At 58.8% G+C, this 24105-nt stretch carries 21 protein-coding genes and 1 pseudogene; 12 read left to right on the top strand and 10 right to left on the bottom strand.

Annotated features, from left to right (window positions below):
• Positions 1–794: 794 nt before the first annotated feature.
• From FZE95_RS13620 to dksA, 5 genes are all read right to left on the bottom strand, one after another.
• On the bottom strand, positions 795–2210 hold the full coding sequence (locus FZE95_RS13620) for a sigma-54-dependent transcriptional regulator (protein ID WP_150301415.1): 1416 nt from the start codon (positions 2208–2210) through the stop codon (positions 795–797).
• A gap of 31 nt (positions 2211–2241) precedes the next feature.
• Complete coding sequence (locus FZE95_RS13615; protein ID WP_150301414.1) at positions 2242–5184, bottom strand: sensor histidine kinase; 2943 nt, start codon at positions 5182–5184, stop codon at positions 2242–2244.
• A complete protein-coding gene (locus FZE95_RS13610) occupies positions 5174–5350 on the bottom strand; it encodes a hypothetical protein (RefSeq protein ID WP_150301413.1) in 177 nt (58 codons plus the stop codon). Before FZE95_RS13610 ends, FZE95_RS13615 begins: the two co-directional genes overlap by 11 nt.
• Before the next feature lie 55 nt (positions 5351–5405).
• On the bottom strand, positions 5406–6302 hold the full coding sequence (gene gluQRS, locus FZE95_RS13605) for a tRNA glutamyl-Q(34) synthetase GluQRS (protein ID WP_150301412.1): 897 nt from the start codon (positions 6300–6302) through the stop codon (positions 5406–5408).
• Positions 6303–6380: 78 nt separating this feature from the next.
• Positions 6381–6821: an RNA polymerase-binding protein DksA gene (gene dksA, locus FZE95_RS13600; protein ID WP_150301411.1), complete on the bottom strand. Its 441-nt coding sequence runs from the start codon at positions 6819–6821 to the stop codon at positions 6381–6383.
• Positions 6822–7038: 217 nt separating this feature from the next.
• Between dksA and FZE95_RS13595 the strand changes: the two genes are divergently transcribed.
• Both FZE95_RS13595 and sfsA read left to right on the top strand, forming a co-directional pair.
• Positions 7039–8220, top strand: a complete 1182-nt coding sequence (locus FZE95_RS13595; protein WP_150301542.1) for a pyridoxal phosphate-dependent aminotransferase — start codon at positions 7039–7041, stop codon at positions 8218–8220.
• Positions 8220–8921, top strand: coding sequence for a DNA/RNA nuclease SfsA (gene sfsA, locus FZE95_RS13590; protein ID WP_150301541.1), 702 nt, complete (start codon positions 8220–8222; stop codon positions 8919–8921). Before FZE95_RS13595 ends, sfsA begins: the two co-directional genes overlap by 1 nt.
• A 266-nt stretch (positions 8922–9187) precedes the next feature.
• On the opposite strand, the pseudogene FZE95_RS13585 reads toward sfsA, so the two are convergent.
• A pseudogene (locus FZE95_RS13585) lies at positions 9188–9523 on the bottom strand (Rieske (2Fe-2S) protein); the annotation flags it as partial.
• Positions 9524–9626: 103 nt separating this feature from the next.
• On the opposite strand from FZE95_RS13585, the gene FZE95_RS13580 reads away from it, so the two are divergent.
• Genes FZE95_RS13580 through FZE95_RS13570 form a run of 3 tightly spaced genes read left to right on the top strand, consistent with a single transcriptional unit; the run spans position 9627 to position 12317 of the window.
• Positions 9627–10688 (top strand): FecCD family ABC transporter permease, encoded by a 1062-nt coding sequence (locus tag FZE95_RS13580; RefSeq protein WP_397387134.1) that lies wholly within the window; start codon positions 9627–9629, stop codon positions 10686–10688.
• Positions 10688–11449, top strand: a complete 762-nt coding sequence (locus FZE95_RS13575) for a heme ABC transporter ATP-binding protein (RefSeq protein ID WP_150301410.1) — start codon at positions 10688–10690, stop codon at positions 11447–11449. Before FZE95_RS13580 ends, FZE95_RS13575 begins: the two co-directional genes overlap by 1 nt.
• Positions 11450–11486: 37 nt before the next feature.
• On the top strand, positions 11487–12317 hold the full coding sequence (locus tag FZE95_RS13570) for a ChaN family lipoprotein (protein ID WP_223825068.1): 831 nt from the start codon (positions 11487–11489) through the stop codon (positions 12315–12317).
• A gap of 166 nt (positions 12318–12483) precedes the next feature.
• On the opposite strand, the gene FZE95_RS13565 is transcribed toward FZE95_RS13570, so the two are convergent.
• From FZE95_RS13565 to FZE95_RS13555, 3 genes are all read right to left on the bottom strand, one after another.
• The gene (locus FZE95_RS13565) at positions 12484–13275 is read right to left on the bottom strand and encodes a cyclic nucleotide-binding domain-containing protein (protein WP_150301408.1); all 792 of its coding nucleotides are present in this window, start codon (positions 13273–13275) and stop codon (positions 12484–12486) included.
• 158 nt (positions 13276–13433) lie between these two features.
• Positions 13434–13700 (bottom strand): TfoX/Sxy family protein, encoded by a 267-nt coding sequence (locus FZE95_RS13560; protein WP_150301407.1) that lies wholly within the window; start codon positions 13698–13700, stop codon positions 13434–13436.
• A gap of 194 nt (positions 13701–13894) precedes the next feature.
• Positions 13895–15442, bottom strand: coding sequence for a bifunctional aminoglycoside phosphotransferase/ATP-binding protein (locus FZE95_RS13555; RefSeq protein ID WP_150301406.1), 1548 nt, complete (start codon positions 15440–15442; stop codon positions 13895–13897).
• Between the two features lie 123 nt (positions 15443–15565).
• Here FZE95_RS13555 and mrcB point away from each other — a divergent pair, with 123 nt between their 5' ends.
• Genes mrcB through FZE95_RS13540 form a run of 3 tightly spaced genes read left to right on the top strand, consistent with a single transcriptional unit; the run spans position 15566 to position 18934 of the window.
• Positions 15566–17893 (top strand): penicillin-binding protein 1B, encoded by a 2328-nt coding sequence (mrcB, locus tag FZE95_RS13550; protein ID WP_150301405.1) that lies wholly within the window; start codon positions 15566–15568, stop codon positions 17891–17893.
• A gap of 16 nt (positions 17894–17909) precedes the next feature.
• Positions 17910–18605, top strand: coding sequence for a tetratricopeptide repeat protein (locus FZE95_RS13545; protein ID WP_150301404.1), 696 nt, complete (start codon positions 17910–17912; stop codon positions 18603–18605).
• The gene (locus FZE95_RS13540) at positions 18605–18934 is read left to right on the top strand and encodes a YqcC family protein (protein ID WP_150301538.1); all 330 of its coding nucleotides are present in this window, start codon (positions 18605–18607) and stop codon (positions 18932–18934) included. Before FZE95_RS13545 ends, FZE95_RS13540 begins: the two co-directional genes overlap by 1 nt.
• Here FZE95_RS13540 and FZE95_RS13535 read toward each other — a convergent pair whose 3' ends face one another.
• Positions 18935–19363, bottom strand: a complete 429-nt coding sequence (locus FZE95_RS13535) for a DUF4124 domain-containing protein (protein ID WP_150301403.1) — start codon at positions 19361–19363, stop codon at positions 18935–18937.
• A 411-nt stretch (positions 19364–19774) separates the two neighbouring features.
• Here FZE95_RS13535 and FZE95_RS13530 point away from each other — a divergent pair, with 411 nt between their 5' ends.
• The 4 genes from FZE95_RS13530 (at position 19775) to pssA (ending at position 24038) form a co-directional block, all read left to right on the top strand.
• Positions 19775–21499, top strand: coding sequence for an acetolactate synthase 3 large subunit (locus tag FZE95_RS13530; protein ID WP_150301402.1), 1725 nt, complete (start codon positions 19775–19777; stop codon positions 21497–21499).
• 1 nt (position 21500) lies between these two features.
• Entirely contained in the window at positions 21501–21992 is a 492-nt protein-coding gene (gene ilvN / locus FZE95_RS13525) for an acetolactate synthase small subunit (RefSeq protein WP_150301401.1), read from the top strand.
• A 58-nt stretch (positions 21993–22050) separates the two neighbouring features.
• Positions 22051–23067 (top strand): ketol-acid reductoisomerase, encoded by a 1017-nt coding sequence (gene ilvC / locus FZE95_RS13520; RefSeq protein WP_150301400.1) that lies wholly within the window; start codon positions 22051–22053, stop codon positions 23065–23067.
• Between the two features lie 122 nt (positions 23068–23189).
• Complete coding sequence (pssA, locus tag FZE95_RS13515) at positions 23190–24038, top strand: CDP-diacylglycerol--serine O-phosphatidyltransferase (protein ID WP_150301399.1); 849 nt, start codon at positions 23190–23192, stop codon at positions 24036–24038.
• Positions 24039–24105 lie beyond the last annotated feature (67 nt).

Raw genomic sequence — 24105 nt, 5'->3', positions numbered from 1 at the left:
CGTTCAGGTTCAGATCTTGTGGCGTTCCGTCGCGACGTACCGCAACGTCAGCAGATCCAGGGAAAAGAATGTGGGTTACATTGGCAAACCTGGGCCGTTGCGATGGAGCCGGCATAACTGCACCAGCAAAGCGATCCGGGCAAAGGCGGTAGTGTTGCCTGTTTTTAATAGAGGGGTATTCTAGCGTGAAGCAGGGGGAATTGTAAGGAAGGGAAATAAAGCTCAAGGGGAGTAGGTACTCCCCCTAATGGTGGTTTTTTTATTATTGTTCGATTCGAGCTGTTGTTGTTTTTAGGCACAGGCGACAAGGTCGCCTTATGGTTTACCCATCCCGGGTTGTCCAAAAACAAACGGATTGCTTTGGAAGCTTAGGTGTGCGACTCAGGCCTCTTCGGCATTGGAACGGTAGGTTGCTTGGGCAACTTTTATTATTCTCGAATCCAATCGAACGTCCTGTTCGCTAAAAGAGTTCCCACTCTCCAAAAAAATCAGTTTGCTACGCCCGCACGTTTTGTTTTTGTTGTGGTGAGAGCAAATGTTGTTTTTGTTATGTGTCTTGGTTTTTATTGTTGTTGTACTGGATATAAAGCATTAGCCGTGCCAGGTTTTGAAATACGTTTTAAATCAAAGAGTTACTTATTTCTGGCTTTGCGGTGGGGAGGGTCTGGGAGGGGGTTGTTACCAATCAACCCGTACGGGTGTTACGTAAGCTCGGATCGGGGGTAACAGTTTGCATGTGTGGGGTGGGTAACAGGTAACAGACCCGCTACGAAGCGGGCCCGTGAATGATTTTCTTAGCTGCTGGCGGTTTTTTTGCGCGGAATGCCGAGACGCTGACGGCGCTCCCACAAGCATTTGCGGCTGATGCCGAGCTTGTTGGCCAGCTCCGTTTCGGTCATGTGTTCCTGATGCTCGAGCACGAAATGCTGGAAATAGTCCTCAAGCGACAGATCCTCGGTGGGATCCTGCTGCGGCTTTGGAGTGGACTGGCGCATGGTCTCGAGCGCACTGGTCGCTTCCGACGCGCGTTGGTATTCGGGGTCCAGTTCGATCCCCAGCAGGTCGGTGGATATTTCATCCTCGTCGCACAGGATCGCGGCACGCTCGATGGCGTTCTCCAGTTCGCGAACGTTGCCCGGCCAGTTATACAAGCGAATGCTTTCAGACGCCTCGCGACTGAAGTGCAGGCCACTCAGCCCCATCTTCCTGGCCGCGCGGCGTAATAGCGCCTCGGCAATCAGCATGACATCATCTCCGCGCTCGCGCAGCGGCGGCAGGCGCAGCTCAATCACGTTGAGCCGGTAGTAGAGATCCTCGCGGAACAGACCCTGGCGGGCCAATGTCTTCAGGTCACGGTGAGTGGCGGCGACCAGTCGGACGTCAACCTTGTGCGACTGTACCGAGCCGACGCGGCGAATTTCACCTTCCTGCAGCACGCGCAACAGTCGCGCCTGGGCTTCCAGTGGCAGCTCACCGATTTCGTCGAGGAACAGCGTGCCGCCATCGGCGGCTTCAACCAGGCCGGTGCGTCCGGCTGTGGCGCCAGTAAAGGAGCCTTTCTCGTGGCCGAACAACTCGGATTCAATCAAGGTTTCCGGAATGGCCGCGCAGTTCACAGAAATCATCGGGGCTTTTATGCGCCGGGAGTGTTCATGCAGGGCGCGGGCGACCAGCTCCTTGCCGGTGCCGGACTCACCCTGGATGAGGACGGTTGAGTCAGTGGGGGCGACCTTGCCGATCCGCTTGAACAGCGTTTGCATGGACGGGCTGCTGCCAATGATGCCCATATCGCCTACCGTAGCCGCTTCGCCGTCGACGTCAGCTGTCGTAGCGTCTGGTTCGGGCTGCGTCAACCGCTTGCTGTGATCTTCGATAATCCGCGCAACCGCCGCCAGCATTTCCTCATGGTCGAAGGGCTTGGCGATGTAATCCACAGCGCCCAGCTTCATCGAATCGACCGCCGAGCGCAGGCTGGCATAGCTGGTCATGATAAGCACCGGCGTCGCGGATGCCCTGGCAATCAACTCGGTACCGGGTTCGCCGGGCAGGCGCAGGTCACTGATGATCAGGTCGAAATCATCAAGGTTGTAGCGTTCGACAGCCTCGTGAACCGCGCCCGCTTCGCTGACCTGGTATTGGTGGCGTTCCAGCAACCGTCGCAATGCAGAGCGGATGATGGTTTCGTCTTCAACAACCAGAATATGTGACATATCTACCTCTTGTGATCACGGCGTGGCCCGTTCAGGCACCAGTGCCGTTACCCAATACGCTATAGCGGGGCAGGGTAATAGTGAACCGCGTGCCACGCATGGTTGCTGCATCCATCGGGCTATCAATGGTGATCTGCCCGTAATGTTCTTCAATGATGGAATAGACCAGTGCCAGTCCGAGGCCGGTGCCCGTGCCGGGCTCCTTGGTCGTGAAAAACGGTTCGAACAGGCGCGCCATGATCGCCTTGTCGATTCCGCTACCTTGATCTTCAACCGTGAGCAGGACCTGATGCTCGTCCTGCACAGTTTTTATTGTGATGGTGTCTCCGTCATTACTGGCATCCCGGGCATTGCCCAGAAGATTGATCAATACCTGCACCAGTCTCTGACTGTCGCCGGCTGCCAGATGGTCCGGATTACACAGGCTAACATATCTGACATCCGGGCCCTTACGGCTGAGTGACAGAAGATGTATCGCTTCACGGGTGCAGGCGTCCAGATCGACCGGTTCGTTGGCGTTGTTGTGACGGCTGCCGACATGGGCGAAGTTGACCATGGACTGTACGATGCGTGAGACGCGGCGGGTCTGCTCCAGTATCTGCTCGGCCATTTCACGGGTATCCGGTTCAGCCGATTCCTCGCGCATTTCCTGGGCGAGACAGGCGATGCCGGTGATCGGATTGCCGATCTCGTGTGCTACGCCTGCGGCGAGACGGCCGATAGACGCCAGCCGCTCGGAATGGATCAGTTCGTCTTCGAGCATCTGCGTTTCGGTCTGGTCTTCGATCAGCAACACCAGGCCACTGCCAAGGTTGCCCGGCTCGTCGATCGCTGCCTTGTGCAGGTTGAGCCACTGGGTATGGCCGTTGATGACCAGTTTCTGTTTATGCAGGTGCGCTGACTGGTCCGCCACCAGGCGCTCAAGCAGGCTGTTCCAGGGCGCGGGTAAATTCGCCAGGCGTGAGCCGATAACGCTGTCTGCTTCGATCCCAGTGAGCGCGTGCATGGCGCGGTTCCACATCAGTACTTCGCTGTCTTTTGCCAGCGAACACACACCCATCGGCAAGTCCTGCAATGTCTGGCGGTGATACCGGCGCAGCGCGTCGAGTTCTGCGGCCAGGCCAGTAAGCCGCGAGTGATAGTCTTCCAGGCGATTCTCGATGAAGTGAATGTCCTGGGTAACATACCCGTCGCGAGCCAGCTTGAATGGCAGAAAGGTTTCTACCATTTCCTGTGCAACTGCCGGGCCCATCAACCCTGACAGGTTGGCCTCGAGGCGGTCGCGCAGGCGGCGCAGGGCGTAGGGGCGGCGTTCATCGAAGGGCAGCTGCAGGTCATTCAAGGCCTGCTCCACTTCTTTCTGCGCGGTCTTGTTGCCCAGGGGTTTGGCCAGCTGTTGGGCGAATTCCTGTGGCGAATTGGCGACCAGCTCCATGCGCTGCGGTCGGCTGACGTTGTCCACCGAACAGGCTTCGGCCGCGCTGCGCTCCTCATTCGAGCGCTGGGTAAACAGCGAGATCAGGGTAAACACCACAATATTCACGGCCAGCGAGGCGATAGTCGCGAAATGCCAGGTGTCTTCGTGGAAATCCAGCACCAGACCAAACAGCTCCAGGCTGCGTAGCTCGGTAACCAGCGGCAGCAGCAAGGTGATGACCCAGACCAGCATGCCGGCAAGCAGGCCGCCGATGAATCCACGCCGGTTTGCCTGTGGCCAATAGAGTATCGACAGCGCGCCTGGCAGAAACTGCAGCGTGGCGACGAACGAGGCGATACCCAGATTGGCCAGGTCCTGTTCCGCACCCAGCATGCGGTAGAAACCGTAGCTGGCCATGATGATGGCGGCGATCAGCGTGCGACGGGTCCAGCGTAGCCAGCGATAGATATTGTTATCGGCGCTCGGTTGATAAACCGGCAGCACGATATGGTTAAGCACCATGCCGGAGAGTGCCAGGGTCACAACAATGATCAGTCCGCTTGCGGCGGACAACCCGCCAACGTAGGCCAGCAGCGTCAGCCAGTCGGCGCCGGCTGCGACCCCCAGACCCAGCGTGAAGTATTCCGGATTGGTCGAGACGTTCAGATGCAGCCCGGCCCACAGAATCGGCGGTACCGCCAGGCTCATCAGCAACAGGAACAGCGGGAGCCCCCAGCTCGCGGTCGCCAGTGCCCGGGGATTGATGTTCTCGGAAAACGCCATGTGGTACATGTGCGGCATGACGATCGCGGCAGCAAAGAACACCAGTAGCAGGGTCCGCCACGGGCCTTCCTGAAGCGGCGTGTGCAGGGTCTTCAAAGCCTGCTGGTTATTTGCCAGCCAGTCTTCCAGCCCGGATGGGCCATCAAATACCACGAACAGGGCATACAGACCCACGGCTCCGATGGCGATCAGCTTGACCAGCGACTCGAAAGCAATCGCCATGACCAGGCCTTCGTGCTTCTCCCTGTTGGAAATATGGCGCGCACCGAAAAGGATGGCAAAAAGGGTAATCAGCAAGCAGAACCCGAGGGCAATCGAGTGCTGGGTCGGGTCCCGGGTGAGTATCTGTACGGAATCGGCCACCGCCTGGATCTGCAAGGCCAGCAGCGGCAGCACCCCGATCAACATGAGGATGGTGGTCAGTGTGCCGGCCCAGGTGCTGCGGAAGCGAAACGCGAACAGGTCGGCCAGCGACGATAACTGGTAGGTGCGGGTCAGGCGCAGAATCGGGTTCAGCAGCACCGGTGCGAGCAGGAACGCGCCGCACAGCCCGAGATAATAGGTAAGAAAGCCGTAACCATACTGATAGGCCAGGCCAACAGTGCCGTAGAAGGCCCAGGCGCTGGCGTATACGCCAAGCGAGAGCGTATACACCGCAGGATGATGCAGCACGCCGCGGGGCAGCATGCCCTTTTCAGTAATCCAGGCGACGCCAAACAGGGCGAGCAGGTAAACGACGCTGATAAGCAGCAGCAGTCCCAGATCAAAGCTCATCAGTGTCCTTTGGGCTTTGCAGAAGCATGCCGGCAATGATCAGAATCAACCACAGAACATAGGGGCGATACCAGGCGCCCTGGGGTTCGATCCACCAGTCCATGATTGCAGGGGAAAACAGGTAGATGCCGATTACCAGCAACAATACCAATCGGTAAATATACATGACGCTTCCGTATCGAAGTTGTCTGATGGTAATCAGGCCGGGTGGGCTTGCCAAGTTACGTGGGCGGGAGACTGTCCTCAAGCATTTGCTGTATTGCCGGCAGCCGCTGTGGTTGCCAGTTGGGGGCGGCCCATGCCAACTGTTCGCTGACCGGCGCGTTGCGTAAGGCGTGCGGCGGCTGTTGGCCCAGCGCGGTAAGCGCCCGAAACAACGTGGCAGGTGCATGGCCTGTTTCGATCGGCTCTGAAGCGAGTCGTTTGCTGAGCTTTTCGCCCTGCCTGCGCATGATCAGCGGAATATGCAGATAGCGCGGTGGCGTAGCCTCCAGCAGGTGATAAAGCCACAACTGGCGCGGCGTGGAGTCAAGCAGATCGGCCCCGCGGACGATGTCGGTGATGCCCTGATCGATATCATCCACCACTACTGCGAATTGATATGCGACGATGCCATCGCGACGTCGCACCACGAAATCACCGACTTCGCTGGCCAGGTTCTGGCTGAATATGCCCTGCAGACGGTCGCTCAGCCTGATCTGTTGATCCGGAACCTGGACGCGGATGGCATGGTTGCTCCCGGCCGGTAAATCCCGGGTACGGCAAAAACCGGGGTAGACCCCTCCGTGTTCCATAATCAGCTTGCGCGAGCAATCGCAATAGTAGGCTTCGCCGCGCTTGATCAAACTGTGCAGTATGTGGCTGTAGCGATCGAGGTTCTGGCTTTGCTGCAACACATTGCCCTCCCATCCCAGGCCATAATTTTCAAGCGTGCTGAGGATGTGATCGGTTGCGCCGGGCATATTGCGAGGCTGGTCGAGATCTTCGATCCGCACCAGCCAGCGGCCGGTATGGTGACGTGCGTCGAGATAACTGGCGAGCGCAGCAAGCAGCGAACCAAAATGCAGATGACCACTGGGCGTTGGGGCGAAGCGTCCGACGTAAGGCTTGGCATGCATGCTGCGGGGCCTGTGTCAGGGGAAACCGGCTGGCGACACCAATCCTTAAGCGTCGCCAGCGGGAGGGGAGGCCGGCTATCAGCCGCCGATCTGCTTTTCCTTGATCTCCGCCAGTGTTTTGCAGTCGATGCAAAGCGTGGCGGTGGGGCGTGCTTCCAGACGACGGATGCCGATCTCGACGCCGCAGGAATCACAGAAACCGTAATCGTCATCTTCGATGCGCAGCAGAGTCTGGTCGATTTTCTTGATCAACTTGCGCTCGCGGTCACGTGCGCGCAACTCCAGGCTGAACTCTTCTTCCTGGCTGGCACGGTCGGCCGGGTCCGGGAAGTTTGCGGCTTCGTCCTGCATATGCATAACAGTACGGTCCACTTCCTCCATCAGCTGTTTCTTCCAGGTATCGAGGATATTGGTGAAATGGGCGAGCTGGCGCTCGTTCATGTATTCCTCGCCCTGTTCTTCCTTATAAGGAACAAAGCCGCGTAACAATTGTGTTTTTTCTTTGACATTGCTGGGCATGGGAAGCGCCTCACTTTTGCTCAATCAATCTGACCGGGTACCCACCGTAACTGTCCTTGTGGAGGCGGCCGGTGGCTTGCAGCGGGCAAAGCTACCAGAACCTTGTACCGTAAGCTACTGTTTGGCGCCAGAAGGCGGGCCAGTGTCAGGCGGGCTGTAGCGAGGGGCTATCGGCGGTATCATCCGCGTTTCGATGTTGCCCTTGAACCAGGAGATGATGATGCAGCAGTATCGCTGGGCCCAACGGGCGCATGATATCCAGCCTTTTCACGTTATGGCCGTGCTCGCCCGGGCCCAGGTTCTGGCAGCGTTGGGGCACGATGTGATTCATATGGAGATTGGCGAGCCCGACTTTGTCACGCCTGAACCCATAGTGCGGGCCGGGCAGGCTGCCCTGGCTGATGGTCGCACCGGCTATACTTCCGCGCTGGGGATACCGGCCCTGCGTGAAGCGGTCGCCGGACTGTATGCCAGCCGCTACGGTATCGATCTGGACCCGCGGCGCGTGGTCATCACGCCAGGTGGCTCAGCCGCCCTGTTACTGATCAGTGCACTGCTGGTGGAGCCCGGCTGCAACGTACTGATGGCCGACCCGGCGTATCCCTGTAACAGACATTTTCTTCGCCTGGTGGAAGGCCAGACCCGTTTGATTCCAACCGGGGCCGATACCCATTATCAATTGACGCCAGCCATGATTAAGCAGTTCTGGGAACCGCACACGGCGGCGGTGCTGGCCGCGTCGCCATCGAATCCAACCGGTACGCTGCTGAGCCGTGCCCAGCTTGCCGGTCTCGCCGAGATGACCCAGCGCCTGGGCGGTTCGTTGATTGTCGATGAGATCTATCATGGTCTGACCTACGGCTGTGATGCGGTGTCTGCGCTTGAAGTCGCGCCCGACGCCTTTGTGCTGAACAGCTTCTCGAAATACTTCGGCATGACTGGCTGGCGCCTGGGCTGGCTGGTCGCGCCAGAGGCTGCGGTACCGGAGCTGGAGAAGCTGGCGCAGAACCTTTATATATGCGCGCCACACATGGCGCAGGTGGCCGCGCTGGCTGCCTTCAGTGAAGAGAGCCTGGACATCTGCGAGTCACGGCGTGAGGCATTCCACCAGCGCCGGGACTTTCTGCTGCCGGCGGTTCGCGAGTTGGGCTTCGACGTGCCGGTCACGCCGGACGGCGCCTTCTATCTATACGCAGGCACCCAGGGGTTCGGCGGGGACAGCGCGGCGCTGTGTCAGCATCTGATCGAGACCGAGCATGTGGCGGTGACCCCCGGGCTGGATTTCGGCGACTATCTGGCCGATCAGCATGTGCGTTTCGCCTATACCACGTCTCTGCCACGCCTGGAGCAGGCTGTTGAACGCCTCGCCCGTGGATTACAAAGCTGGCGCGCATGCTGATACCGTTCGAATCGCCGCTCACCGAAGGCGTATTGGTGAAGCGCTACAAGCGCTTTCTTGCCGATGTTCTGCTGGCTGATGGGCGCGAACTGACTGTCCATTGCCCGAACACGGGTTCGATGAAGAATTGCGGGGAGCCCGGCAGCCGGGTCTGGGTGCGGATGGTCGACAAACCAGGGCGCAGACTCCCCGGCACCTGGGAATTGGTCGAGACAGCGCCGGGTGAGCTGGCCTGCATTCACAGCGCACGCGCAAACAAGATCATAGGCGCGGCGCTGGCGGTGGGCGCAATAGGTCCGCTGACCGGCTTCGGGCACCTCCGTGCGGAGGTTACGCTGATTCCCGGTGCGAGCCGTTTCGATTTTCTGCTGAGCGACCCGGGCGAATGCGTGGTGGAGGTCAAGAGCGTTACGCTGGCGCTGGAACAGGGCGAAGGCGCGTTTCCGGATGCGATCAGCCTGCGCGGACAGAAGCATCTGAGGGAGCTGATTGATGTCGTGGAAACAGGTCGCCGCGCGTGCCTGTTGTTCTGTGTGATGCACAGCGGCATCCGCTCGGTACGCCCGGCCGACGAGATAGATCCGGTCTATGGGAGATTGCTGCGTGAGGCGGCGCAGAAGGGCGTGGAGATCATCGCCTGGTCGGTGTTACCTCAGCCAGAAGGGTTGAACGTGGTGGGGCAGCTGCCGGTGGTTCTCTAGTGGCAAAGCGTGTGGGCTGAGCGTTGATGAACCTGCTGGGTACGAGCGCGGATATGATCTGAGCCAATCGCCCACCGTCCGCCCGCGTTACGCAAGACGCCGGGAACCCTGCCAACCGGCGTGCTTGTTCGATCATCGGTGCGGTCCGGAGATTGAACCTTCCCTGGCTCGCTAAATGTTCAAGGTATTGCTGAAAATAAAGCCATCAAACACGACGGACCGATTCCCCCCTTGGTAAAAGGGGGACTAGGGGGATTGGCTTTTCCAAGCCACACAACGCCGTCCTGTAAATAGCTGTCCAGTTTGCGCAGCGAGTCGCCACTGCAGGGGCCTGCAATACACTCACCGCTTTTCGGTAGAAACAGCGCGCCGTGCGTCGCGCACTGAATCAATCGGCCGGAGCTATCGAGGAACTGGTCGGGCGTCCATTCCAGCGGAATGCCACGGTGCGGGCACCGGTTTTCGTAGGCGAAGACCTCAGTGCCCTGGCGCACAACCAGAATGCCGGTTGCGCCGTTGGCAAAACCCTTGCTTCCGGGGTCGGGCAGCTCATCCATCCGGCACAATGCGCGGGGTTCTCGGTGTTTGCTTTGCTTGGTCATCGGCCGATTATCCTTATTGGCCGGCCTGACGGCCAGCAGCAATACTGGTACCTTGTGCCACCTTGGGGCGGCCCGGTTCAAGGCGCTGCCGGATCAGTTGATTATGAAAGGACAACAGATGGATGCTGCGCGTCGGCTGAGGCTGATGGTCATGGTGCTGCTTGCCGCTCTGCTGGTGCTGGCGGTGCTGCTATCGCTGGCGCTGGGTGCGGTAACGATTCCTCTGGGCGATACGGTCCTGGTGTTGGTCAGCCTGATTCTGCCGATGGAACATGCAGTCGAGGCGCAGCTGATCGTCGAGCAGATACGCCTTCCGCGCACCTTGATGGGCATGTTGGTGGGAGCGACGCTGGCATTGACCGGCGCGGCGATGCAGGGGCTGTTCCGGAACCCGCTGGCTGATCCCGGGCTGATTGGTGTATCCAGCGGCGCGGCGCTGGGCGTCGCCTTGATTCTGGTGCTGGGTGGACCCTGGCTGGCGATGATGCCCGATGCGCTATTGCCCTACGCCACGGTGCTGGGGGCGTTCATTGGCGGTGCCCTGACGACCTGGCTGGTCTACCGGCTCGGACAGTCAGTTCAGGGCACCTCGGTTGCCAACATGCTATTGGCGGGTATTGCCATCGCGGCCGTTAGCGGCGCCTTTATCGGACTGCTCAGCTATCTTGCTGACGATGCCATGCTGCGGACGCTGGTGTTCTGGAATATGGGCAGCCTCGGTGGTGCCAGTTTTGAGCGAGTGGGCATGCTGGCGCTATGTTGTGCGCTGGTTTGGTGGCGTCTGCCGCGTCAGGCCAAGGCGCTCAATGCCTTGTTGCTGGGCGAATCCGAAGCCCGGCATCTGGGCATTGAAGTAGAGCGAGTCAAGCGTGAACTGGTGCTGCTGACAGCTCTCGGTGTCGGTGCCTGCGTAGCGGCAGCCGGTCTGATCGGATTCGTCGGACTGGTGGTCCCGCATCTGGTCAGGCTAATGGTCGGCGCGAATCATCGTTACGTCCTGCCTGCCTCAATGTTGCTGGGTGCAGGCCTGCTATTGGTCGCGGACGTTGCGGCCCGTTTGGTGGTGGCGCCCGCGGAGTTGCCCTTGGGGATATTGACGGCTTTGCTCGGCGCGCCGTTCTTCCTTGCCTTGCTTCTGCGCGCCCAGCGCAACGGAGGCGTCTGATGCTGGAGGCGGTCGATCTCAGTTGTGCCCGGAGCGGCAAGACCATTCTGAGCCAGGTCAATTTCGAATTGCGCTCGGGCGAAGTACTGGCCGTGCTGGGTACCAACGGGGCAGGTAAGAGCACGCTGTTGGGTACGCTGGCGGGGGAGCTTTCAGCTTCGGCCGGGCAGGTTCGTCTGGCCGGGCGACCCTTGGCGCAATGGCCTGTCGGCGAACTCGCGACCCGCCTGGCGGTATTGCCGCAAGCCTCGTCGCTGGCATTCGGCTTCACCGCCGAAGAAGTCGTGGCGATGAGCCGGATGCCGCACGACACCGGCTTGCTAACCGATCGGCGTGTCGTCAGCGAGGCGATGCGGGCAGCGGATGTGACGCATCTCGCTGGGCGCAGCTATCTCAAACTGTCTGGCGGCGAGCGGCAGCGTGTTCATCTGGCACGCGTCATGGCGCAGATCTGGGAAACACCCGGGGCCTGTCTGATCATGGACGAGCCAACCGCATCGCTGGACCTGGCCCATCAGCAGCTGATCCTCGAGCAGGCACAACGCATTGCTGCAGGGGGTGGCGCGGTGTTGGTGGTGTTGCATGACCTGAATCTTGCCGCCCGCTACGCTCACCGTATCCTGTTGCTTGATCGCGGTGAGGTTGTCGCCTTGGGCACGCCATGGGATGTGTTACAGGCGGAGCGCATCGGTGAGGTTTTTGCTGTGGCAGTTCAGGTAACACGGCATCCTGCCCAGGACAGCCCTTTGATAATCATCTGAGGTGAGGATGAATGCATTTCTGGTTGGATCAGTTGCAATGTTGTTTTCATTGGGTGCCCTGGCAAAACCGCTACCGGAATGGATCAGCCCCTTGCACAAAGAGCACCCACAGGTGGGGCAGGTCAAAAACACGGCGACCGATGAGTGGATCAGTCCCGTTGAACTGGTCGAGGCGCTGGCAGACGCGCCGTATGTAATGGTCGGAAAGAAACACGATAATCCCGATCATCATCAGCTACAGCTGTGGTTGCTGCGCGCGCTGGCGGAGCGCCGGCCGCAGGCGAGTCTGTTGATGGAAATGCTCGCGCCCGAGCAACAGGAGGCGGTGGATGACCTGCTTCGTAACGAGAAACTGCCGGATAGTGAAACGTTGCAGGCACGCCTGAACTGGGCACCCGGTTGGGAGTGGACGCTGTATGGCGACCTGGTCCGCTGGGGGTTGGGTGAGCCCGACCGGTTGCTCGCAGCCAATATCGCAGACGACGAGATGAAGCAGCGTTATCGCGATCCGACCCCATTAAGTGACGTGTACAGCAAGGACGCGGGGCGGCAGCTGCGTGAAACGATTGAGGACTCGCACTGCGGGAAGCTCTCCGAAACGCATTTTCCGGCAATGCTGAGTATTCAGCAGGCTCGCGACCAGCGCATGGCCGAGACGCTGTACGCCGCCGAGCCACCCGCATTGCTGCTGGCTGGCAATTTCCATGTACGCAAGGATCTGGGCGCACCGCTACATTGGCCGGGCCACGACGCACCGACGGTAGTCATGCTGATTGAGGCGGGACAATCTGTCCCCGGCGCAACGCAAGCTGATTTCGTCTGGTTGACCGCAGCGATGGAGCCGAAGGATTACTGCGCTGATTGGTGAAGCGGGCGGACAAAAAAAGACCCGCTCAAAGAGCGGGTCAAATATCCGTGATTAGCCTGATGAGGAGATAACCAGCTGTCTCGCGACATCCCGTTATCGGGCCACCTCGCGATGGCTTGTGTTAATAATAATCGTTCTCATTATCATGTCAAGCGATCGGCCTGATTTATTTCATGCGCTTGTAGTGGCTGAGTTCCTTGTTCATCAGATCGATGCGACGCGCCATGCTTTCAATCAGGCTGTGCGCGATGCGCGGATTGCTTTGCATCAGTGCCAGGAACTGCTCCTTCGGAATCATCATCACGGTAGTCGGTGCGCTGGCAATGACAGTCGCCGAGCGTTTCTCCCGGGTGAACAAGGCCATGGCTCCGAAAATCTCATCCTTTTGCACATCGCCTACCTTGATACCTTCCACAAAGGCTTCAGCATGACCTTCGGTAATGATGAATACGTGGTCTGCATCGTCGCCCTGGCGTATCAGTTCAGCACCCGCCTCGAAGTGCTGAAAGCCGGTGACCGGTCTGATTTCCGCCGGCTTGTTATGTGCCAACGCGTCTGACATAAGCGCCGCCTGCCCGAGTATGTATTGAGTGAATTGCTCCTGACGTCTGCTACTGGCATGGATGTGCTTGAACAGCGCCTCGCGGTCAAAGGGGACCAGCTCCAGAGGTTCGTCACTGGTATAGATGCAGGGCGCGGTGCTCAGCCCCTGACGTAGTCCGATGAGGTCTCCTTCCTGCATGTAAAACAGCGGCTTGCCGTCGATCATGGCGTGCAGCAAACCGCTTTTGAGCAGGTAGAGCCGGTTGTTGCCGATAGTGCGATACAGGTCATCGGTCGAATCAAGATGCAGTGTCGCGTCGCAGGGCTCCAGGCCAACCAGCAGTTGCTCGGGTATGAGCTGCAGGTCACTAATGAGTTTTTCGGCGTAGGAAGGCTGGTCACCAATAAGATACATTCAGAAATTCCTTTTGATAAATTCCAAGGCCGCTCCCGGCAGTAGACGCTCTGCGACGGTCCAGACGCTACAGCGCGCTTTCTAATATAAATTGGCTGCAATCAGGCTGCGGTCACGCAAAACCCGGAAATGTGAGCTGGTTCTCTTTTTTGCTGCCTTCAGGGCTTTTCTTCCCTGCGCAATTGATCGAGCAATTGCGCTTTATAGGCCGGATCAAGCTGGTTCCAGTGTACGTCCTGTAGTGCTCCGGCAATGGCAAACAGTAGCGCCTTGGAGGCGCGAAATCCACGGGCGCGTACTGCACAATAACAACCCACCGGCCCGCGCCGACGCAACTCCTCGAGACTGTGGATGCCGGTGGCATGTAGCCATTGGGTGGAGGTTTTGCCCAGGTTGCGCAGACCCAGAAGCTCATCATCCTGCATGTTTACCCCACATGACCAAGTGGATGGAATGCGGCAGGGTGATGTTGAAACGGCGCGACAGCAGCTGGCCCGACAAAGGGTCCGGTCTTTGAAATGATTGCATGATTCGGGGCTTCTTTTTATTGGTTCCCGAATCCAGTGTAGTGCCCCCTGTCAGTTCCGTACAGCCAGGGGGTGGTTGGCTTGCATCGCGATCAGAGTCGCTTGCGCAGGGTGGCGACGAGCTCTTGCATGCTTTGACTCTTGTCCGTCTGAACCGTCAGGCTGTGCTGTGATTCCTCTTCGTCGAGCGCGTCCATGGTCTCGAGCTGGTGGCGCACGATATCGATGGTTGCGTCCGATGGGTCGTTACCTGCTTCGGCTCGCTTGGTAATCCAGGCTTCGATGGTTTCCAGCGGCGCCTTGCAGGCGATGATCAGGCAGGGCGCGCCTTGCTCCTCGATATGCTGACGAACCAGCGCACGCTGGTCGCGCTTCAAATGCGTCGCATCAACCACTACCGGGTAGCCAGCGGCAAGCACCTGTGCGGCCAGTACGCCCAGGCGGGCGTAGGTTTGCTGGGTGCGCTCTGGTGCGTAGAGTTCGGCGTCCAGTTTGCCTGCACCATCGATGCCAAACAGCCGCTTGCGTTCGGTATCAGAGCGTATCCGGATGACGCCCAGATGCTCGACCAATTGGCCGGTAAGCGTGCTTTTACCAGAGCCCGACACGCCATGCATGAGCGAACCGAAGCGCTGTGGTATATGCGTATAGCTTTCGGCGAGATTGACGTAACCCTGGAAGCGCGCCATGACCTCATCGTGCTCGGAATCGGTGATGCCGGGCTGGCCGAGGCGCAGCAGGGCGACCTTGGCTCTGACCATGGCGCGGTAGGCCTTGTAATAATTCAGCACCAGCAGGCCAGCGTAATCGCCGGTATGTTCCAGATAGGCATTGACGAAGCGCTGGGCCAGCGTGGGCAAACCGCGGTCTTCGATGTCCATGGCCATGAACGCGACGTCACTCATGACGTCAATCCAGCGAAAGGCTTCATTGAATTCAATACAGTCGAACAGCGTGACCTTGCCGTCGACCATGGTGACGTTATCCAGGTAGATGTCGCCGTGACATTCGCGGATAAATCCTTCTGCTTTGCGCTGGGCCAGTTGGGGAATCAGCCGCTGGAATGTACTATGCGCCCACAGCTCCAGCTGCTCGATCTGCGCTAGTTGTTTGGCGTCGCTCAGCATGGAGCGGATGTGCTCGAAGTTCTGGGCGACTGGCGCATGCACCTGCTCGGGTTCGCCCCAGGTAGAGTCGAGCGTTGCACAGTCGATGCGACCGTGGAAGTCAGCCAGCGTACGGGCCAGCGAATCGATATGCTCGGCGGTAAGCGTACCGGCTTGCTGCATATTGCCGAGCAGGTCCTCTTGTCTGAACTGGCGCGTTTTGACCATATACTCGATGATCTGACCTTCCCCGCGCAGCGTCGGTGAGCTTTCGCTGCCGCGGACCGGGATGACATCAAGATACAGCTCGGGTGCGAGACGACGGTTGAGGCGCAGCTCTTCTTTGCAGTAATGAGCGCGCTGCTCAAGGCTCGAATAGTCAAGGAAACCGAAATTGACCGGCTTCTTGATCTTGTAGACATAGTCGCCGGTCAGCAACACCCATGAAATATGGGTCTCCATCAGCGTAAATCCGGAAACCGGATGATCGTACAGGGCAGGATCTTGCAGTGCGTTCAGCAGTGTCTGGCTCACGGTGTATCCTTGCTTGGACTGACAACAGCAGCATTATGAAGGCTGGTAGGCTGCAGGCCAACCTTCGCTATATCCGCCGACGAATCAGGCGGTTGCATCGGTTACGGGGTGGTTGGGAAGGTTATGGGAAGAAAACGCGGGGGACGGGCGGCCAAGAAGGCCGGCTTCTGGAAGCGCTGGTCGGGCTGGATTTTCAAGCTGGGGCTGGTCGCGCTGGTATTGTTTGGCGGTCTGGTGATCTACCTGGACGCTGTCGTACAGGAAAAGTTTTCCGGCAAACGCTGGGCGGTTCCGGCCAAGGTGTACGCCAGACCGTTGGAGCTGTTTGCGGGGCAGCGGCTGAACAAGGATGACTTTCTGGCCGAGCTGGAGGCGTTGGGGTATCGCACCGCCCAGGCGGCGCGTTCGCCTGGGCAGGTGTCGGTCGCCGGTAGCCGGGTCGATGTGCATACGCGCGGCTTTGCATTTTCCGAGGGCGACGAGCCTGCCCAGCACGTGAGCGTACGCTTTGACGGCAATCAGGTGGCCGGGCTGGCAGGGCACGGGAATCTGGTTATGGCGCGGCTCGAGCCGCTGATGATTGGTGGTATTTACCCGGCCCACAATGAAGATCGCGTTCTGATTCAGCTGCAGGAGGCGCCTCCCTATCTTGTCGAGTCTCTGGTAGCCGTCGAGGATCGCGAATTCTTTCAGCATTTCGGCGTCTCGCCCAAGGGGATTCTGCGCGCGGCGTACGTCAACATGAAGGCCGGCGGGGTAGTGCAGGGCGGCAGTACGCTGACTCAGCAGCTGGTGAAGAACTTCTATCTCACCAGCGAGCGGAGCATGTTGCGCAAGGCCAACGAAGCCATCATGGCGGTCCTGCTGGAACTGCATTATTCCAAGGAAGACATCCTCGAGGCCTATCTGAACGAAGTGTTCCTGGGGCAGGATGGTCGCCGTGCGGTGCATGGCTTCGGACTTGCGAGCCAGTATTATTTTGCGCAGCCGCTGCGTGAGCTTGAGCTGCACCAGGTGGCGTTGCTGGTGGGTATGGTCAAAGGCCCCTCCTTCTATAATCCGCGTCGGCGACCGGAACGCGCCAAGCAACGTCGGGATCTGGTGATCGGAATGCTGGCTGAACAGGGCGTGATCAGTGAGCAGCATGCACAGACGGCCATCGCCAAGCCTCTGGATGTAGCGGCGCGGGGGCGTCTGACCGACACCAGCTATCCAGCGTTCATGGACCTGATCAAGCGTCAGTTGCGAGAAGAATATCGTGACGAGGATCTGACCAGCGAGGGTCTGAGAATCTTTACCAGTCTCGACCCGGTTATGCAGAACAAGGCCGAGCGGGCAGTGGAGACCACGTTGAAGCGGTTAGGGCCCGCGCCGGGCGATGTGGAGATGGAAAGCGCGATGGTCGTGACCAGTGCTCAAACCGGCGAGGTGCTGGCGCTGGTCGGTGGACGTAACCCCAGGTTCTCGGGGTTCAATCGTGCACTCGACGCGTCGCGGCCCATCGGTTCGCTGGTCAAGCCTGCAGTCTTCCTGACGGCGCTTGAACAGCCGCAGCGCTACTCTCTGATCACGCCGATTGATGATTCTCCGGTCACGCTCGAGGCTGAGCCTGGCAAGACCTGGACGCCGCAGAATTATGGTCGGGAAAGCCATGGCCTGGTGCCGCTGCACGTGGCATTGAGCCGTTCCTATAACCAGGCCACGGTGCGGCTGGGTATGGAGCTCGGCGTACCGGAGGTGCTCAAGACCATTGAACGGATGGGCGTTCGACACGGTTGGCGGCCTTATCCTTCGATGCTGCTCGGCTCGGGTGCCATGACGCCATTGCAGGTCACGGATATGTACCAGACGTTGGCCAATGGCGGCTTTAATACGCCGCTGCGGTCTATCCGCAGTGTGTTGGCGCCGGATGGCGAGCCGCTGGGACGTTATCCGTTCGCGGTGCAGCAACGCTTCGATTCAGCGACCATCTATCTGATGCAGGAAGCGATGGTTCGGGTGATGACCGAAGGTACGGGCCGATCGGCGTATAATCAGATCCCGTCTACGGTACGCCTTGCGGGTAAAACGGGTACGACCAATGATCTGCGCGATAGCTGGTTTGCTGGGTATTCTCAGGATCTGCTCGCGGTGACCTGGCTGGGTCGGGATGATAACGGCGCGACGCGCTTGACCGGTGCCACCGGTGCCCTGCAGGTTTGGAGCGCATTTATGCGTGACGCACACCCGCAAGGGCTTTCAACCAGCCCACCCGCAGGCGTGGATATGGCCTGGATCGACCCGGTAACCGGGCAGGGCAGTGATCCGAGCTGTCCAGGCAGTATCGAGGAGCCGTTCCGAAAAGGGTTTGCGCCATTGCCAGGACCGGGCTGTCGGCCGCTGCTCGATACTGAAGCGGTGAAAGACGGCGCGAATCGAGTACTGGATGTTATTCGTGGCTGGTTGCCATGAATCAAGAGAGGATTGAATGATGCGATATGAACGGTTCGGCCTGCTTGCCGGGTGTGTGTTGGTGCTCGCCGGTTGCGCTGGTACGGGGGGCACGGTTCCGGTAGTCGATTCGGGGCGTTCGGTGTCCAGCGAAGAGATGCGGGTTGGGGCCGGACGTCAACCGGTACAGCAACAACCGGCCCCTGAGCCGGAGCAAAGCAGTGTGGTGGTGATGGTGCCTGACGAAGCCGGTGGCTCGCGTGCAATCGAATCCTATCCCCTGGACGTTCAGCCTTCGTGGCAGCAGGGTGAACCGCAGCAACAGCAACAGCAACAACAGCAATCTGGCCAGCAGCAAACGCAGCAGGCGCCGGCCCAGCCCGGCGGCGCGCTTCAGGGCGACGAGCAGCTCGACGGGCCGGTGCTGGCGTTGCTGACTGTGGCGCGGGACCAGGAAGGCCGCGGCGACCTGGGTAGCGCGTCAGCGAGCCTGGAGCGAGCGATGCGTATTGCTCCGCGTGAACCGCAGGTACTTTATCGGTTGGCCCAGGTGCGCTTGGCACAGGGAGATGCGGCACAGGCCGAACAACTGGCACAGCGTGGGCTGGCATACGCGGCGGATCGTCCGACGCTTCAGGCCGGGTTGTGGAACCTGATTGCCGAAGCGCGGGACAAGCAGGGCAATCGTGCAGGCGCGGCCGAAGCGCGGGAGCGGGCCAGGGTTCAGTTGTGATGGACCCGCTCTGGCAAGATCTGGCAGACGCCCTTATCGATCTGGAAAGAGAGCTACGCGGGCTTGGGCTGTGGGCGCAAAGCCCGCCGGATGCTGAGCTGCTTGCCAGTCAGCAACCGTTCTGCGTCGATACACTCGGTTTCGAGCAATGGTTGCAGTGGATCTTCGTGCCGCGCATGGCTGTAATCATCCGGCAAGGTCGCGATCTGCCCGGGGCGTTCCATATCGCGCCTATGGGTGAGCAGGCGCTGGCCTGGTTGGGCCGCCGCCGTTACACGCTGGTAGCTATTCTGACCCGCATCGACGGTCTGGCCGCTAAACTCAGCTAGTCAGTTGCAACGATCGTCGATCTCGCTGCGCGTATCGACGATCATTTTCTGTCTCTCGTCCTCTCCGATCCGTTCTACGTCGCCCGATGCGCCGGTCCGGGTCAGCCGCGGGTTATTCACCAGGGTCTCGAGGTTCTTGTTCAGCTGCTCGCAATGACGCTGCAGTTCGGCATTCTCTGCGCGCGCGGCTGCCCTCTCTGCAGGCGCTTGCGTAGCCTTGGCCTCGATAGGCGGTAGCGGTTGGCGCTCACGCAGAGTGCCGCCTGGCGGGGGTGGAGTACTGATGTCGACGATGCGGTAAGGTCGATCGGCAGGAGGTTGTTGACCGAACTGTAGACCTCCCCGGTCATCGGTCCACTGGTACATCGATACTGCGATGGCATTTGAGCAGAGCAGGGCAAGGCTCAAAGCAGTCAACATCTTGTACATGCAAGTCTCCTTCCTTGGTATGAGCGTCAGCGAACGCCTACTATAGCCAATCGCGGCCGGGCAGGTATATGCCGGGCGATAACCGCATGCTTTTGTCTCAACCTGATTGACTTTTCCTGCTCGAGTGTAAACAATTCGTGGTTCTCATAAGCGCGTCGCTATCGGGACCTACTCGGTATCCGGGCGTAGCGTTTTGTTGCTCAATCCAGGAGGCGAGACCCCGCCAACTCCTGGCCTGGCACCCGCACGCGCTACCTCGCGCTGGGTGAGACGGTTCGGTAACCAAGGGCTGTCTCCGATGCACGTAGTCAAGCTGACGCATGGCAACCACCGTTGCTAATGCTCTGCCGAGCAGTAAACAGGTACCCTGCTGCCCTCTCCCGATGGGTGGCAAGCTAGAGGTGATTCTAAGTGGAGCTTTTATCCGGCGCTGAGATGGTCGTCCGCTCATTGCGTGACGAAGGGGTTAAATATATTTACGGGTATCCCGGTGGTGCGCTGCTGCATATCTATGATGCGATCTTCCGTCAGGACGATGTCGTGCACGTTCTGGTGCGTCATGAACAGGCGGCGGCCCATATGGCCGACGGTTACGCGCGTGCTTCCGGTAAGGCCGGCGTGGTGCTGGTAACCTCCGGCCCGGGCGCGACCAATACCATCACCGGTATCGCGACAGCCTTCATGGACTCCATTCCGATGGTGGTTATCTCCGGTCAGGTTGCGAGCAACATGGTCGGTACCGACGCGTTTCAGGAAACTGACATGATGGGTGTTTCCCGGCCTATCGTGAAGCACAGCTTCATGATCAAGGATCCGCGCGAGATTCCCGAAGTTATCAAGAAGGCGTTCTATATCGCCCAGTCTGGCCGTCCGGGTCCGGTTGTCGTGGATATTCCCAAGGATATGACCAATCCGGCGGAGAAGTTCGAATACAGCTATCCGAAGAAGGTCAAACTGCGGTCTTACAACCCTGCGGTCCGCGGTCACTCCGGCCAGATCCGCAAGGCGCTCGATATGCTTGCCGAAGCCAAGCGTCCCATCATTTACTCTGGTGGTGGCGTGATCCTAGGCGGTGCCTCGGCGCAACTGACCGAGCTGGCCCGCGAGCTGAATGTTCCGGTTACCAATACCTTGATGGGGCTAGGCGCCTACCCCGGCAGCGATCGGCAGTTCTTGGGTATGTTGGGTATGCACGGCAGCTACGTTGCCAACGTCGCGATGCATCATGCCGACGTGGTGATGTGTGTCGGCGCCCGCTTTGATGACCGGGTTATCAACGGCGCCAACAAGTTCTGCCCGAACGCCAAGATCATTCACGTGGATATCGATCCGGCATCCATCTCCAAGACGATTCATGCGGATATTCCGATTGTCGGGCCGGTTGATGGCGTTCTGAATGAAATGCTGGCAACCACGCGCGAGTTCAATCTGCGTCCAACCAGGGAAGCAATGGCCAGCTGGTGGAAGCAGGTTGATGAATGGCGTGGCAGCCGTGGCCTGTTCCCGTATGACAAGGGTGACGGCTCTATTATCAAGCCGCAGTCGGTTGTCGAAACGCTTTGGGAAGTCACCGAGGGTGATGCCTACGTTTCCTCCGATGTTGGTCAGCATCAGATGTTTGCTGCGCAGTACTACCCGTTCAACAAGCCTAATCGCTGGATAAACTCCGGCGGGCTCGGAACCATGGGCTTCGGGTTGCCGGCGGCCATGGGCGTTCAACTGCATTATCCTGACGCGCAGGTTGCCTGTGTGACCGGTGAGGGCAGCATCCAGATGAACATCCAGGAGCTGTCGACCTGTTTGCAATATGATCTGCCGGTCAAGATCATTACCCTGAACAACCGCGCCCTGGGTATGGTTCGGCAGTGGCAGGACATGCAGTACAACAGCCGCTACTCGCATTCCTATATGGAGTCGCTGCCAGATTTCATCAAGCTGGCTGAATCCTATGGGCACGTCGGCATGCGCGTGGATAAACCGGAAGAGTTGAAGCCGGCCATGGAGGAAGCGTTCGCCAACCGCAAGCGTCTGGTCTTCATGGATATTCGCGTAGACGACAGCGAGCACGTCTATCCAATGCACATCAAGGATGGATCGATGCGTGATATGTGGTTGAGCAAGACGGAGCGCACCTGACATGAGACACATCATTTCCGTACTTCTGGAAAACGAACCTGGTGCGCTGTCTCGTGTGGTTGGCCTGTTTTCGCAGCGCAACTACAACATCGAAACGCTCACCGTTGCGCCAACTGAAGATCCGACATTGTCTCGTCTGACCCTGACTACCGTCGGCCATGATGAGGTCATCGAGCAGATCACCAAGAATCTGAACAAGCTGATCGAGGTGGTGAAACTGGTCAATTTGTCCGAGGGCGCGCACATCGAGCGTGAGCTGATGCTCGTCAAGATCAAGGCTACCGGCGCACAGCGCGCCGAGGTCAAGCGCACAACCGATATCTTCCGCGGCCAGATTGTTGACGTCACCAGCAGCGTTTATACCGTGCAGCTGGCAGGCACCTCCGATAAGCTGGACAGCTTTATCGAAGCGGTCGGTCCGACGGCGGTTATCGAGGTAGTGCGTACCGGGGTATCTGGTATTGCCCGTGGTGAGAAGGTCCTGAGTATCTAGGGTTTCTGAAATTTGTCAGCAGGACCCGGCTGGGTCCGCACAGTAACAGGGGAATTACATGCACGTTTTTTATGATAAAGATTGTGATCTGAGCCTAATCCAGGGCAAGAAAGTTGCCGTTATCGGCTACGGTTCACAGGGACACGCCCACGCGTGCAACCTGAAAGATTCTGGCGTAGACGTCACTGTCGGTCTGCGCGCCGGGTCTTCCAGCGTAGCCAAGGCCGAAGCGCATGGTCTTAAGGTCACTGACGTGCCGGCCGCAGTTGCTGCTGCCGATGTGGTAATGATCCTGACGCCTGACGAGTTCCAATCGCAGCTGTACAAGGAAGTAATCGAGCCGAACCTGCAGCAGGGCGCTACTCTGGCCTTCGCCCACGGTTTCGCGATCCATTACAACCAGATCGTTCCGCGCAAGGATCTCGACGTGATCATGGTTGCACCCAAGGCTCCGGGCCACACAGTGCGCACTGAATTCACCAAGGGCGGCGGTATTCCCGACCTGATCGCGATCTTCCAGGACGCTTCCGGCAACGCCAAGAACCTGGCCCTGTCCTATGCAAGCGGGATTGGTGGTGGCCGTACCGGTATCATCGAGACGACTTTCAAGGACGAGACTGAAACCGATCTGTTCGGCGAGCAGGCTGTCCTTTGTGGTGGCGCGGTCGAGCTGGTCAAGGCTGGCTTCGAGACGCTGGTCGAAGCCGGTTACGAGCCAGAAATGGCTTATTTCGAGTGTCTGCACGAGCTGAAGCTGATCGTCGACCTGATGTACGAAGGCGGCATCGCCAACATGAACTACTCGATCTCCAATAACGCCGAGTACGGTGAGTATGTGACCGGCCCTGAGGTGATCAACGCCGAATCCCGTGAAGCGATGCGCAATGCACTCAAGCGCATTCAGAGCGGTGAGTACGCGAAGATGTTCATCGCTGAGGGCGCTCACAACTATCCTTCGATGACTGCTGCCCGTCGTAACAACGCGGCACACCCGATCGAGCAAGTGGGCGAAAAACTGCGCGGCATGATGCCGTGGATCTCTGCCAACAAGATTGTCGATAAAGACAAGAACTAATCGTTCTGTTTTATTGCACAAGAGAAACGCGGCCATGGCCGCGTTTTTTTATGCCTGTCCTGTAGCCATTTACAGGGTGAGTTGCCACACTGTCATTTCCGGCACCGTTGTAAGGTAACCACATGAGCGACAATCTAGAACACGACAAGAAGCACGGCGATGAAGAGATACCGAGCCTGCTTTTACCTATCGATGAGCATGTCGAAGAAGAGCACGGGCCTGATGGTAAGAAAATCCGCCATCGTGGGATCTATCTTCTGCCGAACCTGTTTACTACGGCAGCTCTGTTTTCCGGCTTTTACGCCATCATCAGTGCAATGGATGGCAACTTTGCCAACGCCTCGATTGCTATCTTTGTAGCGATGGTGCTGGACGGACTGGATGGCCGCGTGGCGCGTATGACTAACACCCAGAGCGCATTTGGCGCCGAGTTTGATTCGCTGTCCGACATGGTCGCGTTCGGCGTAGCGCCCGGGCTCGTTGCATTCACCTGGGCGTTGGCTGATCTGGGCAAGGCGGGTTGGGTTTTCGCATTCATCTACGTTGCTGGAGCGGCGCTGCGTTTGGCGCGTTTCAACACCCATATTGGCGATGAAGACAAGCGCTACTTTACCGGGCTGGCGAGCCCATCCGCGGCGGGTCTCGTTGCGGGTATGGTGTGGGCGCTGAGTGACTTCGGCGTCGATGGTGGTGATATCGCCTTGTTGGTGGGGTTGATTACCGCGCTGGCTGGTGTGTTGATGGTCAGCAATATCAAATATCACAGTTTCAAGGATCTGGATCTGAAGGGGCGAGTGCCATTTTTCGTTATTCTGCTGGTCGTGCTCGGCTTTGCAGTGGTATCGACTGATCCGTCACGCATCCTATGGCTGATCTTCATCGCTTATACCATATCCGGTCCGATTTTCATGTTGTGGAGGCTGCGTAAACAGGGCGGTTCAGGTGCAAAGTCGGAGTCGGGCGAATCATAGTCTGAGAAAATTGTTGACGCTCAATCTCAAGCGCCTATAATGCGCCTCTCTCAAGTCATGGCGCTAC

The sequence above is a fragment of the Pseudomonas profundi genome (genome assembly GCF_008638305.1).
GTDB lineage: Bacteria > Pseudomonadota > Gammaproteobacteria > Pseudomonadales > Pseudomonadaceae > Halopseudomonas > Halopseudomonas profundi.
Note: the sequence above shows the minus strand (reverse complement) of the source record. Positions and strands in the feature narration are given on the sequence as shown.